Raw genomic sequence first — 20,087 nt, 5'->3', positions numbered from 1 at the left:
GCACCACGCCCGCCAACCACAACGAACCCCAGAACCACCCATGACTCAAAGGAGAGTTCCTTGAACACCAAGCGAATCGGCGCACTGGGCGCTGCCCTGCTCGCGATGTCCACGATGGCGGCCTGCGCCAACAACGCCTCCGGCGCCACCGGAGCTGCCGGCTCGGTGGACGCCAACGCCCCGACGGTCACCATCATGGTCGGCGGCATGAGCAAGCAGATCTACCTGCCGTTCATGCTCGCCAAGCAGCTCGGCTACTACGCCAAGGCCGGCGTCAACGTCAACCTCGTCGACGAGCCCGCCGGAGGCGACGCGACGCAGAACATGCTCGCCGGGCAGGTGCAGGGTGTGGGCGGCTTCTACGACCACAACATCGCCCTCCAGGCCCAGGGCAAGTCGTCCGAGGCGGTCGTGTCGATGCTGCAGATCCCCGGCGAGGTCGAGCTGTGCCGCAGCGACCTCAAGGGCACGATCAAGAGCCCGGCCGACTTCAAGGGCCAGTCGCTCGGCATCACCGACACCGGCTCCTCGACCGACTTCCTGACGCAGTACCTCAGCAAGAAGAGCGGGGTCGACCCGACGCAGGAGACCCGCCGCGGCGTCGGCGCAGGGCAGACCTTCATCGCCGCGATGAAGCAGAAGACCATCGCCTGCGGCATGACGACCGAGCCGACCGTCAGCAAGGCCCTGTCGGACGGCACGGCGTTCATCCTCCTCGACATGCGCACGGCGGCCGGCTCGAAGGCTGCGCTCGGCGGCACCTACCCGGCCACGTCGCTCTACATGCCGACCGACTGGGTGAACGGCAACAAGGCGACGGTGCAGAAGCTCGTCAACGCGTACGTCGCGACGCTGACGTGGATCCAGCAGCACAGCGGCGCCGACATCGCCGACAAGATGCCGGCCGACTACTACAAGGGCGTCGGCAAGGCCGCCTACGTCGCAGCCCTCGACAGCGAGAAGGGCATCTTCAACGCGACCGGCCTCATGCCGGCCGACGGGCCGCAGACCTGCCTCGCAGTGCTCGGTGAGTTCAACCCGAAGGTCAAGGGCAAGTCGATCGACCTGGCCAAGACGTACACGAACGAGTTCGTCCAGGCGGCAACGCCGCTCACCTGATCAGTGCCTGGGCGGGCCACGCCCGCGCACGGCAACCGTGGGGTTCGTCAGAGGCCCTCACCCCGTCTGCGGGGTGAGGGCCTCCGACGCGTGGGTGACTGGCGAGCGTCTGGCGCTCCGGGCCCGCAGCAAACGACGCCGCACCGGGCAGGGTCGAGACCACGACCATCAGGAGCAGTGCCACGTCGAGGTGGTCGGCCACCGCCGGGATGGCGGCGAACACGTAGCCGCCGCCGAACATGACGTCGGCCCGGGTCGCGGCGCCGACAACGTTGTGGGCCAGAAACCGACGACGGTTCATGCCTGCGACGCCGGCCACGGCGGCGGCGGTCACGGCTGCGAGTGACATCCAGACGGGAGCCTGGAGGGCACCCGCGGGAACGAGGACGTCGGCGGTCACCACGAGCGTGTCGGCCGGCAGGAGGAAGCCGGCGAGCAGCCCCGTCTCGGCGAAGGCCACCGCCATGATCGCCAGCAGCGCGAAGGGGCCCAGCGGTGTCAGGAGAGGGAGCAGAGCGGCCTTCACAGTCACCTTGAATGGACTGGGGGCCAAGGGCGCCGGGTCTGTTGCCCGGCGTCCGCGGTGAGGCCCTCACGACGATGATGGGTCGCGCCCCTGTCCCCCTCGTCGCTGCCGCCTGTGCCTGCAGTGTGCCTTGTCGTGAGGACGAGCACGGCCGACGAGCGACGGCTGCGACGACCGCGGCGTACGCGGTGGGGCGTGGTGCGCCGGATGGCCCACTCGGCGACCGCGAGGTTGAGCACCCAGGCCGCTCCCCGTGAGGCGTCGAGGGCGAGGACGCTGTGCCCGAGGATCGCGCCGCCGATACCCTCCGTGAACACCTGGGTTCCGGCGCCGAGAGCGATCGCGTACGTGCGGGTCATCCAGGCCCGGTGGGCGCGGACGTCGCCGCGGCGGATGAATGTCACGCCGAGGACGAGGCCGGCGACCATGGCCGGGCCGAACACCAGCCGCAGGGCGAACAGCAGGGGGCCGCTCCCGGGCTCGGGCGGGAGGACGAGCGTCATCCAGAGCGCCGACCCCGCCACGGCGGCGCCTGCAGCGACGATGACCCGGCCCGCCCGGCGGTGCCAGGACGGGTGCCGCCGGCGGACGGCGGGGACGAACTGGACGGCGCCGAGGAGTGCGTAGACGGCGGCACCGACGATGTGGACGATGACAGGCAGCGGGGAGGCGGTGAACCGCGGGTCGGAGGGGATGAGCCGAGGGCCTCCGGCGAGCTCGACGAGCCTCGCGGTGCCGGCCACGAGCGGGATGGCCGACAGGGCCACCAGTGCGACCGGGATGCGCCACCCCCGCTGCCGGGTGGTCATCGGACCGACACCGCAGGCCCGGCCTGCGCTGTGGAGGCGGCAGGGAGGGACGAGGTGGTGCTGGCGCGCTGGTCACGCCACAGGGACGCCCCAAGGACGATGAGCGCGATCCCGGTGGGGACGGCCAGAGGCCGGTTGAACGACTGCGGCAAGAAGGCGAGGGCCGCGGTGGACACGTTCCCGACGGCGAGCAGTGCGGCGCCCCAACGGTTCAGGATGCCGGCCCGGAAGGTGGCGATGCCGAACAGGAGACCCCCGAGGACGTAGGCCACGCCGGTCACGGCGAAGACCGTCGTCAGGGCCCCGATGTCGCCAGTGGCCTTGCCGTGGAAGGCGGCCTGGATGACGTCGTTGGTCCAGCCCGGGTCCGTGTGCGCCGTCGTCGGTAGGGCGAAGGCGGCCAGGAAGGTGCTGCTGAACATCAAGAGGTAGCCGACGGACAGGAAGAGGGCCCCGAGAAGGCCGACGACACCGACCTTGGCCCGCTGGCGCAGGTACATGCCGGCGATGCCCACCAGCGCGAGGGCGGACATGACGGTCTTGGCAGCGTTGCGGACGACCCAGTCGGCGGTCGTTGCGGACTCGACGGTCATCTCAGGGTGGTTGACCTGGACGGCGACGAAGATGGCTCCGGCGACGGCCGTGGCGATGCCGGCGGCCTGGCCGAGGCGGGCGGTGGTGACGTTCATGGCGGGTTCCTCCTGCTCGGTGCCCCGGCGGGCTTGCCGGGATGTCCTGACGGTAGGAACCGGCGGGGTGACGGCGAATCACCATCGGTGGTGATCCGGTGGGTGACTCGCGTCAGAGGTGGCCGAGCTCGCGAGCTCGCTCGACGGCAGCGCGGCGGGTGTTGACGTCGAGCTTGGTGAAGATGTGCCTGGTGTGGGTGTGCAGCGTGTTGACCGACACGTAGAGCTCCCGGGCGATGTCCGGACCGGTCAGCGTCGTCGCGAGCAGGCGCAGCACCTCGAGCTCCCTCTCGCTGAGCGCGTCCGCGGGGACGCCGTCGTTCGTTGCCGCGGGGGCGGCTGGGCCCGGTCGGTGGGTGGCGCGCCGGAGGGCCCGCGCGTGCTCGCCTGCCGCGGGGTGGCGCTCCGCCGCGAGGAGCAGGCGGTCGAGCGGCGGCCCCTCGTCGAGGAAGAGGCGCACGAACCCGGCTGGAACGCCGAGGCTCAGGCCGGCGGCCAGCTCGGCGATGGCAGCGGCACGCTCGCCGAGCGCATCGTGCGCGAGAGCGCGCTGCACGTGGACGTCGACGACGCCGGCTCCGCGACCGCCGGCGAGCGCCTCGCCCTCGATGGCGGTCAGGCGTGCCACCACCTCGTCGAGGTTCGAGGCCCCGGGGCGTGCGCGGTGCTCGGCGATCAGCAGGCGCACGTGGGTGAGCTGGTTGAACTCGTCGAGGTACCCACCGCTCGCCTCACGGGCGACGCGGACGGCGACGGCCCACTCCCGCGCGTCCGCCAACCGTCCCTGCGTGATGTGGATGCGTGCCCGCAGCGCCGGGAGGGGCCGGACGTCGGGAGAGAAACCCGGGGCGTACGCGTCCGAGGCCTCCCCGAGCAGGCGCAGCGCCCCGTCGGGGTCTCCCTGCGCCAGCCGCAGCCGCGCGGCAGCCACGGCCCACCGGTGACGGTTCTCCATCAGCGAGGCGGAGTCACCCAGCGCTGATGCGGCGGCCAGGTGCTCGGCGGCACGCACGAGGTCGCCCTGCTCGACGAGCACGTCGGCCAGGCCGACGTGCAGGTCCCCGAGCGAGGCGAGGGCGGCGCCGGGGTGCTCCTGCGCGGTCGCGAGTGCCTTCTCGAACAGGCGCCGGGCCTCGTCCGGGCGGCCACGTGCCGTCCACATGCTGCCCAGAGGGACGGTGCCCCCGAGCTCGTCGGCGACGTCGCCGGCGGCGCCCAGGGAGCGCAGTGCGGCTGCGAACGTGGTCACGGCTTCGTCGAGGTCACCGCGGGCCCACGCGGCCATGCCCAGGAAGCCAGCTGCCCCGCCGCGCGCCATGTGGTCGTCCGGCCCGAGCTGGGCCAGCGCCCGACGTGCGTGCCGTCGGGAGGCGTCGGTGTCGCCTCTGGCCTGAGCGGCAGAGGCGCGGAAGACCGCGATGGTGGCCGGAAGCGTACGCAGCTCCTCCCGGGTGGCGGCCGAGGCATCCTCCGCGGGCACGGGAGGGTGCGCCGACAGGGCTGCGTCGGCATGGGCGAGCCAGGTGTCGACACCGGCGAGGTTGCCCTCGACGAGACACGTCCACGCCCGGTAGGCAGCCAGGAACGCACGCGGCCGCACCGCCTCGTCGGGCAGTGCGGTCAGCCAGTCACGGATGAGGCGGTCGTGGCGGCGTTCACGCCGAAGGTCGGGCAGCGCCCACTGGACGACGTCCGCGGCATGGTCGGGGTCGTCCGAGACCAGCGCGTGTTGCACCGCCTCATGGGGACGCTCGTGGTCGGCGTACCAGCGACTGGCCGCGTGGTGGAGCAGGGCGGCGCGGTCGGGCTGCTCGGCGACCAGTCGTGAGCGGAGGACCTCGGCGAACAGGTGGTGGTAGCGGAACCATACCCGCTGGTCGTCGAGGGAGACGACGAACAGGTTGGCCCGGTCGAGCGACTCCAGCATCGTGCGGCCGTCCTGTCGGCCGGTCAGCGCGTCGGTCAGGGGTCCGGTCAGCTCCTGGAGCACGGAGGTCTCGAGGAGGAACTGTCGCACGTCGTCGGGTTGGAGACGCAGGACCTCCTCGACGAGGTAGTCGAGGATGAACCGGTTGGTTCCGGCGAAGGCCTCGACGGAACCACTGCTGTCCGGAATCCCTTGCAGCGAAAGGCCGGCAAGCTGCAGACCGACGGCCCATCCCTCGGTGCGGGCGGCCAGGGCCTCCACGTCGCGGGCGGTCAGCGACAGGCCCATCACGCCGCCGAGGAACGACGAGGTCTCCTCGGCGGTGAACCGGAGGTCGGCGGCCCGCAGCTCCAGCAGCTCGCCCCGGGCGCGCAGCCGTGGCAGCGGCAGGGGCGGGTCGGCACGGGTGGCGATGGCGATGGTGAGGCGGGGCGGTGCGTGCTCGAGCAGGAACGCCACGACGGCGTGGGCGTCCGCGGCGTCGATGACGTGGTAGTCGTCGAGGGCCAACACGGTGGCGCCCGCGTGGAGGTCCAGGTCGTTGACGACGCTGGTGAGCACGGCTTGCGCCGGCGGGGCGCCACCGTCGGCCATCAGCCGGACCGCCTCCGGGAGGTCCTCCACGGAGGCGAGCGCAGCGACGACGTGCTCGAGCAGTCGGGCCGGGTCGTTGTCGCCGTCGTCGAGCGAGACCCAGGCGACGCGTCGTCCGGTGACCGAGGCGGGGGTCAGCCACTGGGCCAACAGGGTCGTCTTGCCGAAGCCCGCCGGGGCCGAGACCAGCACGACGCGCGGCAGTGAGCCGACCGTCATCCGGTCGCTCAGGCGTGGACGCGGGACGAGGTTCGAGCGCGTGACGGGCATGTGGAGCTTCGTCCCGAGCAGGGCCACAATCCGAGCATAGGTAGTCGTCCGACGCCACGCAGCGTTATCGCCCGGAGGTCCGGGCTGAGGGCCCGTGGTCGGGCGCGAGGCCATCGGCCGGCCGCACCGGCGCGTCACCTGACATCACGTTCCAGGCGTTGAACACCGCCGTCATGGCGGCGAGCCATGCTGCACCGAGGACGAAACCGGCGACGACGTCACTGATGAAGTGCGCGGCGAGCGCCACCCGGGAGAAGCCGATGAGCAGCACCATGACGACGGCCACGGCGCACGCGATCTGTCGCCAGTAGCCCCTCAGCACGGGAAGGAACAGGAGGAGCAGCACACCGAACCCGACGACGGCAGCCTGGGAATGACCGCTCGGGAAGCTGGCGCCGGGCTCGTGGACGAACGGCTGGCTCACGACGGGCCGGGTGCGGTGCACGGCCGCCTTCACGAGGGAGTTGAGCAGCGACGAGCCCGCGATGGTGACGACGACGAACACGGCCAGACGCCAGAGGCGGCGCCACAGCAGCCAGATGACGAGGAGAACCGTGACGATCTGCCACGCCAGCGCGGACCCGATGTCGCTGGCGGTGCGCATGACGGCCACGAACACCGGGTGGGTCAGCGCGTACTCGTGAAGCCGGTCACGGGCCGCGAAGTCGGCAGCGTCCAGCGGGCCCCAGTTGTCCTCGACGAGGAGCAGCAGCATCGCGAACGGCACCACAGCCAGCAGCAGCGCGCTGGCCACGAGGACTTTCCGGGCTCCGTAGCGGGTCGTCGCACGGCTCAACATTTCTGGCATCGCATTCTGGACATCGGGCGCCTCTCCGGCCTTGGATCGAGACCTTGGAGGAAACATGCCCGCAGGGCAGTGCGGTCAAACAGCGCCTGTGGCCGGGCCACCTCACGCGGCAGGAACCAGCCCCCGCTCGCACTGCGGCGAGCGGGGGCTGGTCTTGTGCCCGCCCGAGGGCGGGCTTGGACTCAGGCACCCCTCCACGAGTACCGGTCGTCCGATGTGACGACGCCCCTTGTCAGTGCGCCGTCACTTCCTAAGACGATCGAGGCGGCGGATCATGACAGCCTTTTCATCTCGTGCAGGGACAGCTTCGCGAGCAGGTCGCCCCAGATCAGTCGGGTGTCGACCTCGGTGAGGACGCGGCGGGTGGTCTGCGTGCCGGGGACTGTTCGAACCTCCGAGCGCGAGGACTGGGTGGACAGCGCCGTGAGCAGGATCGGCGGGCTGTCACCGATCGGCCACACCTCGCCCAGCTCGATGGCGTCGGGGAGGTGCAGTGAGGTGAACCGCTCGAAGAGCCACCGACCGAGCGCACCGCTCGAGCACAGCCCGTGCTCGAGCTCCGCGACGGAGACGGCGCACTGCCGGTACGCCTCGACCGGGACCAGGGTGGTCTCCAGGTCGGGCAGGCCGAGGACGTATGCCGCAGCCTCCGCGTCGGTGTCCCGGTTGTACTCCGGCGTGGCCGGGTCGAGGGCGCCTCCCACCCAGACCAGCCTCAGCCTGTCGGCGATGGCCGGGTCCAGGCGTACCGCAGCTGCCACGTTGGTCAGCGGGCCTCCGCACACCAGGTGGAGCGGCAGGTGGTCGTCGCGGTGCGCCTCCGCGGTGATGGCGCTCACGGCGGCGGACGCCTCCCCATCGGAAGGCGTTGGGTCGAAAGGCGACTCGCACCCCGCGGCCACGATCGGCGGATCCTCGAGGCCCACCTCCTCGACGAGACGAGCGGCGAGGGCGGCCCCGTCGGCCGCCTTGCTCACCGGCGAACCGAAGTGCGGGGACAGGAACGAGCTGGTCACCGCGACGACCCGGTTCGAGGGCGACAACAGATGGTGGGCGAGGGCGAGGAGCCCGTCCGGGTCACCGGACCAGTCGTTGTCGACGATGACCCGGCAGCGGGGACGCACCGGGAGCGCGGACAGGCTCATCGGGGGACCTTCCTGCTCAGTGGATTTCGTCGGCACTGAAGAAGAGCGCCGGCTTCGGCGCCGGCACCGGCTCGTCGATGGTCGCGGTGAAGGAGTGCCGCCCGGAGCCGACCTCGACGGGCGCGCTGCCGTCGGGCAGCACGATCTGCGCCGTCGTGTTCGGCGGGACCGTGACGTCGAGCGTGAACGCCGTCCCGCCCGACAGCGTCCACGCGACGGCGGCGGTGCCGTAGGGCGTCTCGTGCGTCGCCGCGGCGGACGTCACCCCGGGCCCGGGCCGCGGTTGCACCCGCAGCCGTCGGTAGCCGGGCGCGGCCGGCGCGAGGCCCGCCACGGTGCGGTGCAGCCAGTCCGCCACCGCGCCGAATGCGTAGTGGTTGAAGGACGTCATGTCGCCGGGGTTGATCGAGCCGTCCGGGAGCATCGAGTCCCAGCGCTCCCAGATGGTCGTGGCGCCCATGGTGACCGGGTAGAGCCACGACGGGTTCTCGCGCTGCAGCAACAGCTCGTAGGCCGACGCGAGGCCACCGGCGTTCGTGAGCGCGTCGGTCACCAGCGGCGTCCCGAGGAAGCCGCTCGCGATGTGGAACCCGTCCTTGAGCACCTGTTCGGCCAGCAGGCTGCCGGCGTGCTCACGCTGCTGGGGCGTGAGCAGGTCGAACTCCAGGGCGAGCGCGTACGCGGTCTGTGACGGGAAGGCCACCCGGCCGGTGGGCGTCACGTACTCCTCCCGGAACCGGGCCGCGGCCCGCTCCGCCAGGTCGGCATACCTGGTGCCGTCCCGCCCGAGCACCTCGGCGACCTGCGCCACCGTGCGCGCAGAGCGCGCCAGGTACGCGACCGCGACGCACTGCCACGGCGTCCGGGCCGCGGCCGGGTTGTCGGGTGGGGCGGCGGTGTCCAGCCAGTCACCGAAGGAGAACCCGCCCGCCGGGAAGTCGAGGTCCGCGCCGGCCCGACGCTCGAAGACGTCGATCCAGGCGGTCATCGACGCCCACTGGTCGGCAAGCAGGCCGGCGTCGCCGGTGCGCTCGTAGAGCACCCACGGCACGACGACGGCTGCGTCGCCCCAACCGACGTCCGCCGCCAGCGGGAAGGGCAGGAGCTCGAGGAAGGGCACGAACATCGGCACGAGACCGTCGTGGTCCTCGAGCTGCTCGACAGCGAGGTCTGCCAGCCAGGACTGCAGCATCCCGGACGCGTCGAAGAGGAACGACGCCGAGGGCGCGAAGACCTGCAGGTCACCGGTCCAGCCCAGCCGCTCGTCGCGCTGCGGGCAGTCGGTGGGCAGGTCGACGAAGTTGCCGCGCATGCCCCACACGACGTTCTCGTGGAGGCGTTCGACGTCGGGGTCCGAGCAGCTGAAGGTGCCGGTGCGCCGCAGGTCCGTGTGGACGACGACGGCTTCCAGGTCATCGGCCGTGAGCTCGCCGGGCCACCCGGTCACCTCCGCGTAGCGGAAGCCGTGGAAGGTGAACCGCGGCTCCCAGCTGCGCGGACCGTTCCCGTCGAGGATCACCACGTCGGTCGCGTCCGCGGCGCGAAGCGGCCGCACCCCCAGCTCGCCGTGCTCGAGCACCTCCGCGTGCCGGACCGTGATCTCGGTGCCGGCCGGGCCGTCAGGCAGCGCGAGACGGACCCATCCGACGAGGTTCTGGCCGAAGTCCACCAGCGTCCGTCCCGAGGGCGAGGTGGAGACCTGCTGCACCGGAAGGCTTTCGACGCGTCGCACCGGCGGCCCCGTCGGCGCGACCAGGGTGGACACGTCGAGCGACCCGAGGTCGACCGGCGTCCACCCCTCGTCGTCGAAGCCCGGGGAGGACCAGCCGGTGAGGTCGCGCCGGAGGTCGACGGTCTCGCCCTTGTAGAGGTCAGCTCGGGTCTCGGCGCCCAGGGCGGACCGCCACGAGCCGTCGGTCGTGACGACCGTGCGGCTCCCGTCGGGGTGCTCCACCTCCAGCTGCGCGAAGGCCCCGGTCCGGTCGCCGTAGAGGTGGCGCCGCCCGGTGAAGCCGAGATGGCCCCGGAACCAGCCGTCGGCCAGGGTGATCCCCAATACGTGCCGGCCCGGGCCGAGCAGCGACGTGACGTCGTAGGTCTGGTAGCGGAGCCGGTGCCGGTAGCTCGTCCATCCGGGGGCCAGCACCTGGTCACCGACGACGCTGCCGTCGAGCTCCGCCTCGTAGATGCCCTGCGCGGTGGCGTACAGCCGTGCGCGGACCACGGGCTGCTGGATCTCGAACTCGCGGCGGAGCACTGCCACCGGCTCCCCCGCACTCCCCGGCTCGGGCAGCAGCGGCTGGACGAGCTGCGCCGTCCAGTCCGACGGCTCCAGCAGGCCCGCCTCCACGACGACGTCCTCGCTCCACGCCGACGGCCCCGCGGACCCCTCGGACCCCTCGGACCACACGCGTACGCGTACGGCTCGGCGCTCCCGGCTGGCCAGCGGCGGGGCACCCCAGGGCACGAGCACGGACTCCGCCGTGTCGACCCGGCCCGACGACCAGACCGCGCCGTGGGTCGGCTCGATCTCCAGCTCGTACGCGGCCTGCCGCCAGTCGGCGCTGCCGGTCTGCGACACCCAGGAGAGCCGCGGACTGCGCTCGCCGATGCCGATCGCCCGGCGGTGGTGCTCGACGGTGACGGGCTGGACGAGGAGGTCGCTGACGGTCCGCGCGCCGGCTGGGGCTGCCCCGGCAAAAGCGGTTTCGGTGGTCACTGGGAGGTCTCCTCGTCGATGGTGCAGGTGAAGGCGTGCCGACCGGGCCCTGCGGCGCGGGTCGTGCCGTCAGGCAGCACGACCTCGGCCTCGGTCCCGGCGGGGACGACGACACGCAGCTCGAAGGTGTCGCCGGACCGTCGCCAGGCCGACTCGATGTGCCCGTAGGGCGACTCGTGCGTCGCCTCGGCGCAGGTGAGGCCGCCACCCGGGCGTGGGTGCACCCGGAACCGCCGGTACGCGGGCTCGAGCAGCTCGATGCCTGCCACGTGGCGGTGCAGGAACGAGATGACCGCGCCCTTGGAGTAGTGGTTGAGCGACTCGTGGGCCACTCCGTCGGGCGAGACACCGTCCCAGCGCTCCCACACCGTGCTCGCCCCCCGGTCGACCATGACGAGCCAGCCCGGCTCGGAGTCCTGGAGGAGCAGCTCGTAGGCGACGTCGAGGTGTCCGGTCTCGGCAAGCACCGGAAGCAGGTGGGGCGTCGACAGGAAGCCGGTGCCCAGGTGGGTGTCGGCCTCGCGGATCAGCTCGACCAGACGGGCGGCGACCGGTCGGCGAGCGTCGGCCGGAACCAGGTCGAACGCGAGCGCCCGCACGTGGTTGGCCTGGGTGTCCGGGGTCAGCCGGCCGTGCGCGTCGAGGTACTCGGCCTGCCAGGCCAGGCGCACCTGCTCAGCGAGGGCCGCGTACCGCGTGGCGTCGTCCTCCTTGCCGAGCACCGCGGCGATGCGCGCCATTAGGTCGGCGCTGTGGGCGTAGTAGGCGGTGGCGACGTCGCCCTGGTCGGCGGCGACGAGCTGGTCCATGGGTGCGGGCCCGTCACCGGGTTCGAGCCACTCACCCCAGTGGAAGCCGGTGTCCCAGACGAACTGCTCGTGCGGTGCCGGCACCGGTCGACGCGCTGCACGTGACGGGTGCCGCTGCTCGCGGGCCATCCGCTCGGTGCGGTCGAGCCAGCGGACCATGGTCGGCCAGAGCTCGGCGAGCACCTGGTCGTCGCCGTAGGCGCGGTGGATCTCCCACGGCACGATGACCGCCGCGTCGCCCCAGCCGGCCGAGCCGTTGAGGAACGCGACCGGGCCCTCGCGGCCCTCGTGACCCGGGGTCGGGCTGACGTTGGCGATGGTGCCGTCGGGCCACTGCGCGACGGCAACGTCTCGCAGCCACTTGGTCGACAGCCCGGCGACGTCGTAGAGGAAGGCGGCGGTCGGCACGTAGAGCTGCCAGTCGCCCGTCCATCCGTGCCGCTCGCGGTGCGGGCAGTCGGTCGGGATGTCGCAGGCGTTCCCACGGAAGCTGCGCACCGCCGCGTCGTGGAAGGCGTCGAGCCGTTCGTCGCTGCTCGAGAAGCAGCCCGTACGCCGCATGTCGGTGTGGACGAACACGCCACGCACGTCGTCGACGGTGAGCACGTCGGGGTGTCCTTCGATGCGGACGTACTGGAAGCCGTGGGTCGTGCGGCGAGGCTCGAAGACGTCACCCGGCTGCCCGGCGGAGACCACGCGGTCGACCTGCCCGGCCGGCAGGGGGTGGGGCAGGAAGGGCAGGTCCGGCTCGAGGTTGTGCACGGTGACGTCACCGTCGCTGTCGAGCCGTTCACCGTGCGTGAGCGTGGTCGTCGTCCCGGCCGGACCGAGGTTTCGGAGCCGGACCCACCCGTTGATGTTCTGGCCGAGGTCGATGACCTGGCGGCCGTCGGGAAGCCGGTTCACCGAGACCGGCACGATCTCCTCGACAGCTCGCACCGGCGGTGCGGGTGAGTCGACCAGACCGCCGAAGCCGTGGTCGACGACGATGACGTCGCCCCACCCGTCGTCGTCGAACCGGGGCGTCGTCCAGTCACGCTGCAGCCGGTTGAGGTCCCACTGCTCGCCCGCGATGAGGTCGGCAGTGACGACATGGCCCAGTGAGCTGTGCCAGCCGTCGCCGGTGCCCAGGACGGTGACACTGCCGTCGTCGTGGGTGAGCTGCAGCTGGGCGAGGAGGGCGAGCCGGGTGCCCCACTGGTCCGCGGCGCGCGTCACACCGGTCTGCCCACGGAACCAACCGTCGGCGAGCACGACGCCGAACGCGTTGCGCCCCAACGTGATCGAGCTGGTCACGTCGTGGGTCTGCACCTGCAATCGCTCGTCGTATTGCGTGTAGCCGGGGGTCAGCTCGGCGTCGCCGACGCGTGCCCCGTTGAGGAACGCCTCGTAGAGACCTTGGGCGGTGGCGTGCAGCCGGGCTGAGGCGACCGGGCGGTCGACCTCGAACTCGAAGCGCAGCAGGGCGGCCGGTCGCTCGCCGGGCGCGCCTTCGGGCATCTGCCCCGGCTCGACCCACGACACCGCCCAGTCATCGGTCCAGAGCAGGCCGGTCTCGAACCAGGCCGCAGCCGAGGTGGCGCTCTCTCCCAGATCGGTTCGCACCGCCACCTGCCACTCGACCCGTTGGGCCGAGACGAGGGGCGGTCCGCTGTAGGTCACGAGCAGGGACCGGTCGCTCTCGACCCATCCCGAGTCCCAGCCGTTGTCAGCGGTGATGCGGTACGCGTGCTGCTGGCGGGCGCCGTCGGGCAGCCTCCACGAGAGTCGGGGCGCCGTCGTCAGGATGCCGAGTGCCGCGTCGAGGTGCTCCACGCGCAGCCCGGTGGGGACGGTGCTCACGACGTCGTCTCCAGGCTCGGGGCGGTCACGGGTGGTGCACCGGTACGCGGTCACGGAGCTGCGGGACGCGATCCGCGTGGTGACAGGCGACGGACGTCCTGTCGACCAGCCGGAGCGGGGGCCGCTCGGTCACGCAGACGTCCGTCGCCAGTGGGCAGCGCGGAGCGAATGGGCAGCCGGTCGTGGCGGGCTGCGCGGCCCCTGCCGAGCCGATGCCGAGAGCCTCGCGAGCAGTCCGCCGCGCGGCCTGCTCGGCCGGGCGTGGCACCGGCGCGGCCGCGGTCAACGCGACCGTGTACGGGTGGCGTGACCGGGAGCTGACGGTCTCGGCCGGCCCGGTCTCCATGACCTGCCCGCGGTAGAGGACGACCGACCGCTGGGCGAGGAACCGGACGACCCCCAGGTCGTGGGCGATGAACAGGAACGCCAGGCCCCGTTCGTCGCGGAGGTCGGCGAGAAGGTTGAGCACCTGGGCCTGCGTCGACAGGTCGAGGGCCGACACCGGCTCGTCGAGGACGACGACCTTGGGGTCACAGACGAGGGCCCTCGCGATGGCGATGCGCTGACGCTGGCCACCGGAGAACTGGGACGGGTAGCGGTCGACCGCGTCGCCCGGAAGCCCGACCGACTCGAGACCGGCCCGCGCCTTCCCCCAGGCCTGCTCACCCTTCACGCCCATGAGCCGGAGCGGCTCGACCAGCGTCTGACCGATGGTGCGCGCGGGGTTGAGAGAGGAGTACGGGTCCTGGAAGACGACCCGCAGGTCGGCCACGAGCCGGCTGCGCTGCTTGAGCGACATCGACGTGATGTCGTGCCCGTGCAGCCTGACGGTGCCCGCGGTCGGCGGCTGCAGGCCGAGGACCGCCTTCCCGATCGTGGACTTGCCCGAGCCCGACTCGCCCACCACGCCGAGCGTCTCGCCGGGCCGGATGTCGAAGCTCACGCCGTCGACGGCGGGGGGCAGGTCGCGTCCCCTGCGTCCCGAGCCGTAGCGGACGACCAGGTCGCGCACCTCGAGGACCGGCGCCGCCGCGTCGACGGGTTCCGCGTCGAGAGGGGTCGTCGCGGCAGCAGGATGCGTGGCGCTCATGAGGAGACCCCAGCGGTCGGTGACGTGGGAGACGTCGGCGAGGACGGTCGGGTGGTGGCGGGGGTCGTGCGCTCACCCAGCAGGGCCCCCAGGTCGAGCGCGGTCTCGGCGCTTGTGTCGTCGGGGTCCCAGGTCGCGTGGGCCCGGGACAGCTCGTCGACCCGGACGCACCGCACCAGGCCGACGTCGTGCCCGGGCAAAGCGGCGAACGACTCGGAGCACTGCGGCTGCGCGAACTGGCAGCGGCTCGCGAACCGGCACCCGGTCGGCCACGAGCCCGGTGGGGGCACGGTGCCGGGGATCGAGGCCAGCCGCAGCGGCACCGGGACGCCCTCGGGAACGTGCGGGTTGGCCCCGAGCAGGGCCATCGTGTACGGATGCGCGGCGTCGTCCAGAACGGCTGCGACAGAACCGGATTCGACGACCTCGCCGGCGTACATGACCACGACGTCATCGCAGATGTCGGCGACCACGCCGAGGTCGTGGCTGACGATGATGACGGAAAGGCCGGTGTCGCGTACGAGCGCCCGCAGCAGCGAGAGGATCTCGGCCTGCACGGTGACGTCGAGCGCCGTCGTCGGCTCGTCGGCGATGAGCAGCTTCGGCTCACCGGTCAGGGCGAGCGCGATGCAGACGCGCTGAGCCATGCCGCCGGACAGCTGGTGCGGGTAGCTCTTGAGCACGCGCTGGGCGTCGACGATGCCGACGCTGCGCAGCAGGTCGGCGGCGATCGTCTTCGCCTGGGCCCGGCCGACCCCGCGGAAGCGGCGGATCGGCTGGGTCAGCTGGTAGGCGATGGAGAACATCGGGTCGAGTGCGACCATCGGCTCCTGGGAGATCATCGCGATCTCGCGGCCCCGGACACCCTTGAACTGCTGTATGAGACCGACGAGCTCGCGGCCCTGCCACAGGATCGACCCACCAGACACCGAGACGCCGTCGGGCAGCAGGCCCAGCAGGGAGCGGGCCGTCATCGTCTTGCCGCAGCCGGACTCGCCGACGAGCCCGAGCACCCGACCCGGACGCAGCGCGAAGTCGACGCGGGTGACGAGCTGCGGACCGTCGTCCACGGCGATCGACAGCTCGCGCACCTCCAGGACGGCGTCGGGGTCCGCAGCAGGCCACGTCGACGACGAGACGACGCGCGTCCTGCGCCGCGGGACGATCTTCTCCGCGGTGGCCTTGCCGGCGATCGCGTCGGCCAGCTCGTTGACCGCGACGACCGTCAGCGCGAGCACGAGGCCGGTGGGCACCATCAGCCACGGGGCGTCGTAGATGTGCTGTGACGCCGTCTGGATCATGACGCCCCAGCTCGGCTCGGGCTCGGCCGGTCCGAAGCCCAGGAAGGCCAGGCCGGACTGGATGAGCAGGGCGATGCCGAACAGCTGCGCCGCCTGCACGGCGATGACGGTGGCCATGCCGGGGAGGACGTGCCGCAGGTTGACCGCCAGCGAGCCGAGGCCGTTGACGCGGGCCGCGTCGACGTAGAGCCGCTGGCGCACCGACTGGGCGACGCCGAGCATGATCCGGTACACGACGGCCGAGATCATCACGCCGAGGATCGCCATGACGAGGTAGATCTTGATGCCGACGACGCCGATGACGGCGAGCAGCAGGATCGTCGACGGCAGGGCCATGACGATCTCGGTCAGCCGGCTCGTCACCTGCTCGGTGCGCCGGCCGCGCTGCGCCGCCATCAGGGCGAGCGGGATGCCGATGCCGAAGGCGACCAGCACCGTGAGCGTGGAGACGAGCAGCGGCTCGGCTCCGGCGGTGAAGATGCGGCTGAGGATGTCGCGGCCGTTGGGGTCGGTGCCGAGCCAGTGGGCCGCGGACGGGCCCTCGAGCCGGTGGGCGAGGTCCTGCGCGTCGATCTCGTAGGGCCGCCACAGCGTCGCAGTGAAGGAGGCGACGACGACGAAGACGAGCCAGGCGACGCCGAACAGGGCTCCCGGCCGCCGCAGCACCATGGTGCGCGCCGGGCGCAGTGTCGCGGGGACGGGTTCGGTGGCGACCTCGTCGGCCGCGTCGAGGGGCAGGACGCTCATGAGGTGCGCACCTTCGGGTCCAGGGCCGCGACGACGAGCTCGAGGAGCAGGTTCGTCACGACGACGACGATCGTGGCGATGACGACCACGCCGACGAGTGCCGGGAGGTCGTGGGAGCTGGAGGCCGCCTGGCTGGCCTGGCCGAGGCCGGGCAGGGCGAAGAGGTTCTCGATGATCACCGAGCCGCCGAACAGGGCGATGAACTGGATGCCGAGCACCGAGACGACGGGCACGCTCGCGTAGCGCAGGGCGTGGACGTAGCGGATGCGCCACTCGGGCGTGCCCACGGCCCGGAGGGTGCGGACGTGCTCCTGCCGCAGCGCCTCACGCATCCCGGCGCCGGCCGTGCGGGCGATGATCGCCGCCCCGCCGACGGTGAGCGTGAGCACGGGCAGGGCCAGGCTCGTCAGCCAGCCGACCGGGTCGTCGCCGAAGCGCGTGTAGCCGGTCGCGGGGAGCCAGCCGAGCTGGAGCGAGAGCACGTAGACGAGCAGGATGCCGACCCAGAACGCCGGCAGCGAGAGCGCCACCCCGCTGCTCGAGGTGATCAGTCGACCGAAGCGGCCGCCGCGAACAGCGGCCGTGACCCCGAGCACGACCCCGACGACGCCCGAGAGCAGGGTGGCGAACAGGGCGATCGAGGCCGTGACGGGCAGCCGGGCGGCGAGGTCGGCGCCGATGTCCTTGCTGTCGATCAGTGACGTGCCGAAGTCGAGCCTGAGCAGGTTCGCGAGGTAGTCGACGAACTGCCGCCACAGGGGCAGGTCCCAGCCGAGCTCGTGGTTGTACTGCGCGATCTGGGCGGCCGTGCCGGAAGGTCCGGCCTTGATGGCGCCGGGGCTGCCGGGAGTGGCGTGCACCAGCAGGAAGCTGATGAGGACGGCGGCCAGCACCGTCAGGACGGCCAGCGCCAGCCGCCGGGAGACAAAGGCGAACATCTCGAGTTCCTCGTCTGGGTTGTCGATGGGCCGGGAGGGCCGGATGGCCGAGGGCAGGGCCCGGTGGCCGTGGGCCGGTGGCTGCGACGGTGCCGCAGCCACCGGCCGGTCGGAGAGCGGTCAGCTCGACGCCGTGATGCTGTGCAGCACGAGGTAGTTGTTCGTGCCCGCCCAGCTGGGTGCGGCGACCTTGGCGGCGTTGTAGCCGGCATACGTGAAGTCCTCGTACACCGGGATGTACCAGCCGCTGTTGGTGATGGCGGCGTTGAGGTCCTTCAGGGCCGCGTCCTGCGCGGTGCCGGTGGCCCCCAGGGCCTTGCCGAGGGCCCCCTGGATGGCGGGGTCGGTGGCCTTCTGAAGGTTGGCGAAGCCGCCGACCACGACGCCGGCCACGAAGCCGGCGGGGTTGCTGCCGACGCTGAAGGGGCCGAAGCCGAGCGGCTGGGTGACGGCCGCTGTGAAGATCTGGTCGGTGGACGTCGCGCTGACGAACTTCAGCGTGACGCCGATCTTCTTCCACTGGTTCTGGATGGCGAGCTCGTCAGCGGTTGGCTGGCCGCCGATCGTGAGGTCGATGGCGAGGTTCGGGTAGCCCGCAGTCGCCAGCAGCTGCTTGGCCTTCTCCGGCTGGTACGCGTACGTGGTGTTGAGCGCCTCGGCGAAGCCGGGCGAGCCCGACGGGAAGAGCTGCGCCGTCGCCTTCGAGGCGGGGTGCAGGTCCTTGACGATCGCTGCGCGGTCGGTGCCGTAGCTCAGTGCGAGGCGGACGTTGGGGTCCTTGAAGGCCGGGTTGGTCTTGCCGAGCTTGTCGAAGACGGGGAAGCCGACGATGACGCCGCCCACCTTGGTGGTCTTCTGCTTGGAGTCGACGAGGGCCACGGTGGTCTGGTCGAGCTGCCACGCGACGTCGGCCTGTCCGGAGACGACGGCGTTGGCGAGCGCCTGCGGGTCGGTGATGACCTTGAAGACGATGGTGTCGTAGGACCAGTCCTTGGCGCTCCACGCCTTGCTGTTCTTGACGACCTGGTAGCTGCTGCCCTTGGTGGTCCTGCCGGTGTCGAGGGTGTACGGCCCGGAGCCGTCGGGCGCCGTGGCCAGCGACTCGCGCTTGTCGACCGCGTTGGCGCCCACGATGATGCCGCTCGTGTCGGCGAGCGCGCTCTCGCCGCTCGCCTGCGGCTGCGCCCAGGTGATGACGACGGTCTTCGGGTCCGGCGCCGCGACGTCCTTGATCTCCTGTGTGCCGCCCTTGCCGAGGGTGCCGTTGATGAGCAGCTTCGAGTTGCTGCGCTGGTCGAGGTTCTTCTTCACCAGGGTCGAGTCGAGCTTCGAGCCGTCGGAGAAGGTCACACCGTCCTTCAGCGTCAGGGTGAGCTGGGTGTTGCCGGCGTTGTTCTTGAACGCGGTGACCAGGCTGGGCTTGACCTTGCCGTCCGTGTCGGTGACGAACAGCGCGTCGTACATCGAGGAGAAGAAGGTGAACTGGCCCTGCGCGTAGAGCTGCGGGTCGTAGCCGCTGGGGGCCGCATCGGAGTTGAGGGCGACGGTCACGGTCTTGGCGGGGCTCGCGCTGCCGCCCCCACCGCCGTTGCCGGCGCCGCAGGCCGCGAGCGAGACCACGGCGACACCCGCGGTCAGCGCCAGGGCGGGTCGGGTGATGAGTCGGTTCATGGTTCGGCTCCTTTGCCGGAGATCTCGGAGATCGGGATGGACGGGCCACACGTCGGCCCGGGCACGAAGCGGTGGGCGCCGTGGGCTCCCTGGCGGGCTCCGACCACGATGCGATGCCGTCCCGCTCCGGCGTCATGCCCTTGCCGTTCAATGGAAGACAAGGTGGTCCTGCCCGGTGCAGAATGCGGATCGATGGAAAACTCCTGCGGCCCCTGCGCCCACCCGTGACGGAGGCGACCGGCGAGCCCGGCCGGGTCCGAGGCCGGCGACCGCCCCACGGCGACCCCGTCGTCGACCGGGCCTTCGCGCTGCTGGCCGCCTTCGACGCCGGCCACCGGTCGCTCAGCCTCGGCGAGCTGAGCCGCCGCAGCGGCATCCCGACCAGCTCCACGCTGCGGCTGGCCGGGCGGCTGATCGCCTGGGGAGCCCTGGAACGCGGCGACGACGGCAGGTTCACGATCGGTGTGCGCTTGTGGGAGGTGGCCTCGCTCGCGCCGCGCGGTCAGGGCCTCAAGCAGGTGGCCCTTCCGTTCATGGGCGACCTCGAGGAGGTCACGCGTCAGCACGTCCTGCTCGCGGTCCGCGAGGGCAGCGAGGCGCTGCTGGTCGAGCGCCTGTCGGCACACCAGGCCATGGACGTCCTCTACCGGGTCGGCGGTCGCCTGCCCCTGCACTCGACCGGGGTGGGTCTCGTGCTGCTCGCGTTCGCGGAGTCCGAGTTCCAGGCCTCCGTGCTCGACCAACCGCTCGTGCACCTGCCCGAGCGGGTCCCGGTCTCGCCCGCGGCGCTGCGGCGCACGCTCGCCGACATCCGCCGCGAGGGGCTGGCCACCGTCCGACGGCGGGCGCCACAGCCGCTGGTGAGCGTGGCCGCCCCGATCTTCGGCGCCGACGACAAGATCAGTGCCGCCCTCTCCGTCGTGGTGCCGCAGGAGAACGCCGAGCCACGGCTCCTCGGCCCGGCCGTCCGCACCGCTGCGCGGTCCATCTCGCGAGGACTCGGCGCGGGCCGGTCCATCGGCAACCTCGAGGCCACCGCCTCTTCCTGACCCCCGGGCCCTCCGGACCCGGCACACGGCCTGT

14 protein-coding genes are annotated in these 20,087 nt (G+C 71.9%); 2 read left to right on the top strand and 12 right to left on the bottom strand.

Features of this window, described 5'->3' with window-relative positions:
* Positions 1-60: 60 nt before the first annotated feature.
* The gene (locus AC1DE0_RS00715) at positions 61-1,119 is read left to right on the top strand and encodes an ABC transporter substrate-binding protein (RefSeq protein ID WP_478096081.1); all 1,059 of its coding nucleotides are present in this window, start codon (positions 61-63) and stop codon (positions 1,117-1,119) included.
* Here the strand turns inward: AC1DE0_RS00715 and AC1DE0_RS00710 are convergent.
* From AC1DE0_RS00710 to AC1DE0_RS00655, 12 genes are all read right to left on the bottom strand, one after another.
* Complete coding sequence (locus tag AC1DE0_RS00710) at positions 1,112-1,645, bottom strand: hypothetical protein (protein WP_478096080.1); 534 nt, start codon at positions 1,643-1,645, stop codon at positions 1,112-1,114. The genes AC1DE0_RS00715 and AC1DE0_RS00710 overlap by 8 nt on opposite strands.
* A 2-nt stretch (positions 1,646-1,647) precedes the next feature.
* Positions 1,648-2,454: a DUF2306 domain-containing protein gene (locus AC1DE0_RS00705; protein ID WP_478096079.1), complete on the bottom strand. Its 807-nt coding sequence runs from the start codon at positions 2,452-2,454 to the stop codon at positions 1,648-1,650.
* Positions 2,451-3,143: a hypothetical protein gene (locus AC1DE0_RS00700; RefSeq protein WP_478096078.1), complete on the bottom strand. Its 693-nt coding sequence runs from the start codon at positions 3,141-3,143 to the stop codon at positions 2,451-2,453. The genes AC1DE0_RS00705 and AC1DE0_RS00700 overlap by 4 nt, the downstream gene beginning before the upstream one ends.
* 112 nt (positions 3,144-3,255) lie before the next feature.
* Complete coding sequence (locus AC1DE0_RS00695; RefSeq protein ID WP_478096077.1) at positions 3,256-5,961, bottom strand: winged helix-turn-helix domain-containing protein; 2,706 nt, start codon at positions 5,959-5,961, stop codon at positions 3,256-3,258.
* 37 nt (positions 5,962-5,998) lie between these two features.
* Positions 5,999-6,733, bottom strand: coding sequence for a phosphatase PAP2 family protein (locus AC1DE0_RS00690; RefSeq protein WP_478096076.1), 735 nt, complete (start codon positions 6,731-6,733; stop codon positions 5,999-6,001).
* A 281-nt stretch (positions 6,734-7,014) separates the two neighbouring features.
* On the bottom strand, positions 7,015-7,887 hold the full coding sequence (locus tag AC1DE0_RS00685) for a nucleoside hydrolase (RefSeq protein WP_478096075.1): 873 nt from the start codon (positions 7,885-7,887) through the stop codon (positions 7,015-7,017).
* Between the two features lie 16 nt (positions 7,888-7,903).
* Complete coding sequence (locus AC1DE0_RS00680) at positions 7,904-10,606, bottom strand: glycoside hydrolase family 78 protein (RefSeq protein WP_478096074.1); 2,703 nt, start codon at positions 10,604-10,606, stop codon at positions 7,904-7,906.
* The gene (locus tag AC1DE0_RS00675) at positions 10,603-13,257 is read right to left on the bottom strand and encodes a family 78 glycoside hydrolase catalytic domain (RefSeq protein ID WP_478096073.1); all 2,655 of its coding nucleotides are present in this window, start codon (positions 13,255-13,257) and stop codon (positions 10,603-10,605) included. Before AC1DE0_RS00675 ends, AC1DE0_RS00680 begins: the two co-directional genes overlap by 4 nt.
* A 25-nt stretch (positions 13,258-13,282) precedes the next feature.
* Entirely contained in the window at positions 13,283-14,347 is a 1,065-nt protein-coding gene (locus AC1DE0_RS00670) for an oligopeptide/dipeptide ABC transporter ATP-binding protein (RefSeq protein ID WP_478096072.1), read from the bottom strand.
* On the bottom strand, positions 14,344-16,395 hold the full coding sequence (locus AC1DE0_RS00665; protein WP_478096071.1) for a dipeptide/oligopeptide/nickel ABC transporter permease/ATP-binding protein: 2,052 nt from the start codon (positions 16,393-16,395) through the stop codon (positions 14,344-14,346). The genes AC1DE0_RS00670 and AC1DE0_RS00665 overlap by 4 nt, the downstream gene beginning before the upstream one ends.
* On the bottom strand, positions 16,392-17,333 hold the full coding sequence (locus tag AC1DE0_RS00660) for an ABC transporter permease (protein ID WP_478096070.1): 942 nt from the start codon (positions 17,331-17,333) through the stop codon (positions 16,392-16,394). Before AC1DE0_RS00660 ends, AC1DE0_RS00665 begins: the two co-directional genes overlap by 4 nt.
* Positions 17,334-17,453: 120 nt before the next feature.
* Positions 17,454-19,004, bottom strand: coding sequence for an ABC transporter substrate-binding protein (locus AC1DE0_RS00655; protein WP_478096069.1), 1,551 nt, complete (start codon positions 19,002-19,004; stop codon positions 17,454-17,456).
* A 224-nt stretch (positions 19,005-19,228) separates the two neighbouring features.
* On the opposite strand from AC1DE0_RS00655, the gene AC1DE0_RS00650 reads away from it, so the two are divergent.
* Positions 19,229-20,053, top strand: a complete 825-nt coding sequence (locus AC1DE0_RS00650) for an IclR family transcriptional regulator (protein ID WP_478096068.1) — start codon at positions 19,229-19,231, stop codon at positions 20,051-20,053.
* Positions 20,054-20,087 lie beyond the last annotated feature (34 nt).

This window comes from Terrabacter sp. 05T424 (genome assembly GCF_056396225.1).
Note: the sequence above shows the minus strand (reverse complement) of the source record. Positions and strands in the feature narration are given on the sequence as shown.

Coding starts and splice junctions, on each gene's coding strand:
- AC1DE0_RS00685 (WP_478096075.1), bottom strand. CDS start 7,887: ATGAGCCTGTCCGCGCTCCCGGTGCGTCCCCGCTGCCGGGTCATCGTC.
- AC1DE0_RS00690 (WP_478096076.1), bottom strand. CDS start 6,733: ATGTTGAGCCGTGCGACGACCCGCTACGGAGCCCGGAAAGTCCTCGTG.
- AC1DE0_RS00655 (WP_478096069.1), bottom strand. CDS start 19,004: ATGAACCGACTCATCACCCGACCCGCCCTGGCGCTGACCGCGGGTGTC.
- AC1DE0_RS00670 (WP_478096072.1), bottom strand. CDS start 14,347: ATGAGCGCCACGCATCCTGCTGCCGCGACGACCCCTCTCGACGCGGAA.
- AC1DE0_RS00665 (WP_478096071.1), bottom strand. CDS start 16,395: ATGAGCGTCCTGCCCCTCGACGCGGCCGACGAGGTCGCCACCGAACCC.
- AC1DE0_RS00700 (WP_478096078.1), bottom strand. CDS start 3,143: ATGAACGTCACCACCGCCCGCCTCGGCCAGGCCGCCGGCATCGCCACG.
- AC1DE0_RS00660 (WP_478096070.1), bottom strand. CDS start 17,333: ATGTTCGCCTTTGTCTCCCGGCGGCTGGCGCTGGCCGTCCTGACGGTG.
- AC1DE0_RS00705 (WP_478096079.1), bottom strand. CDS start 2,454: ATGACCACCCGGCAGCGGGGGTGGCGCATCCCGGTCGCACTGGTGGCC.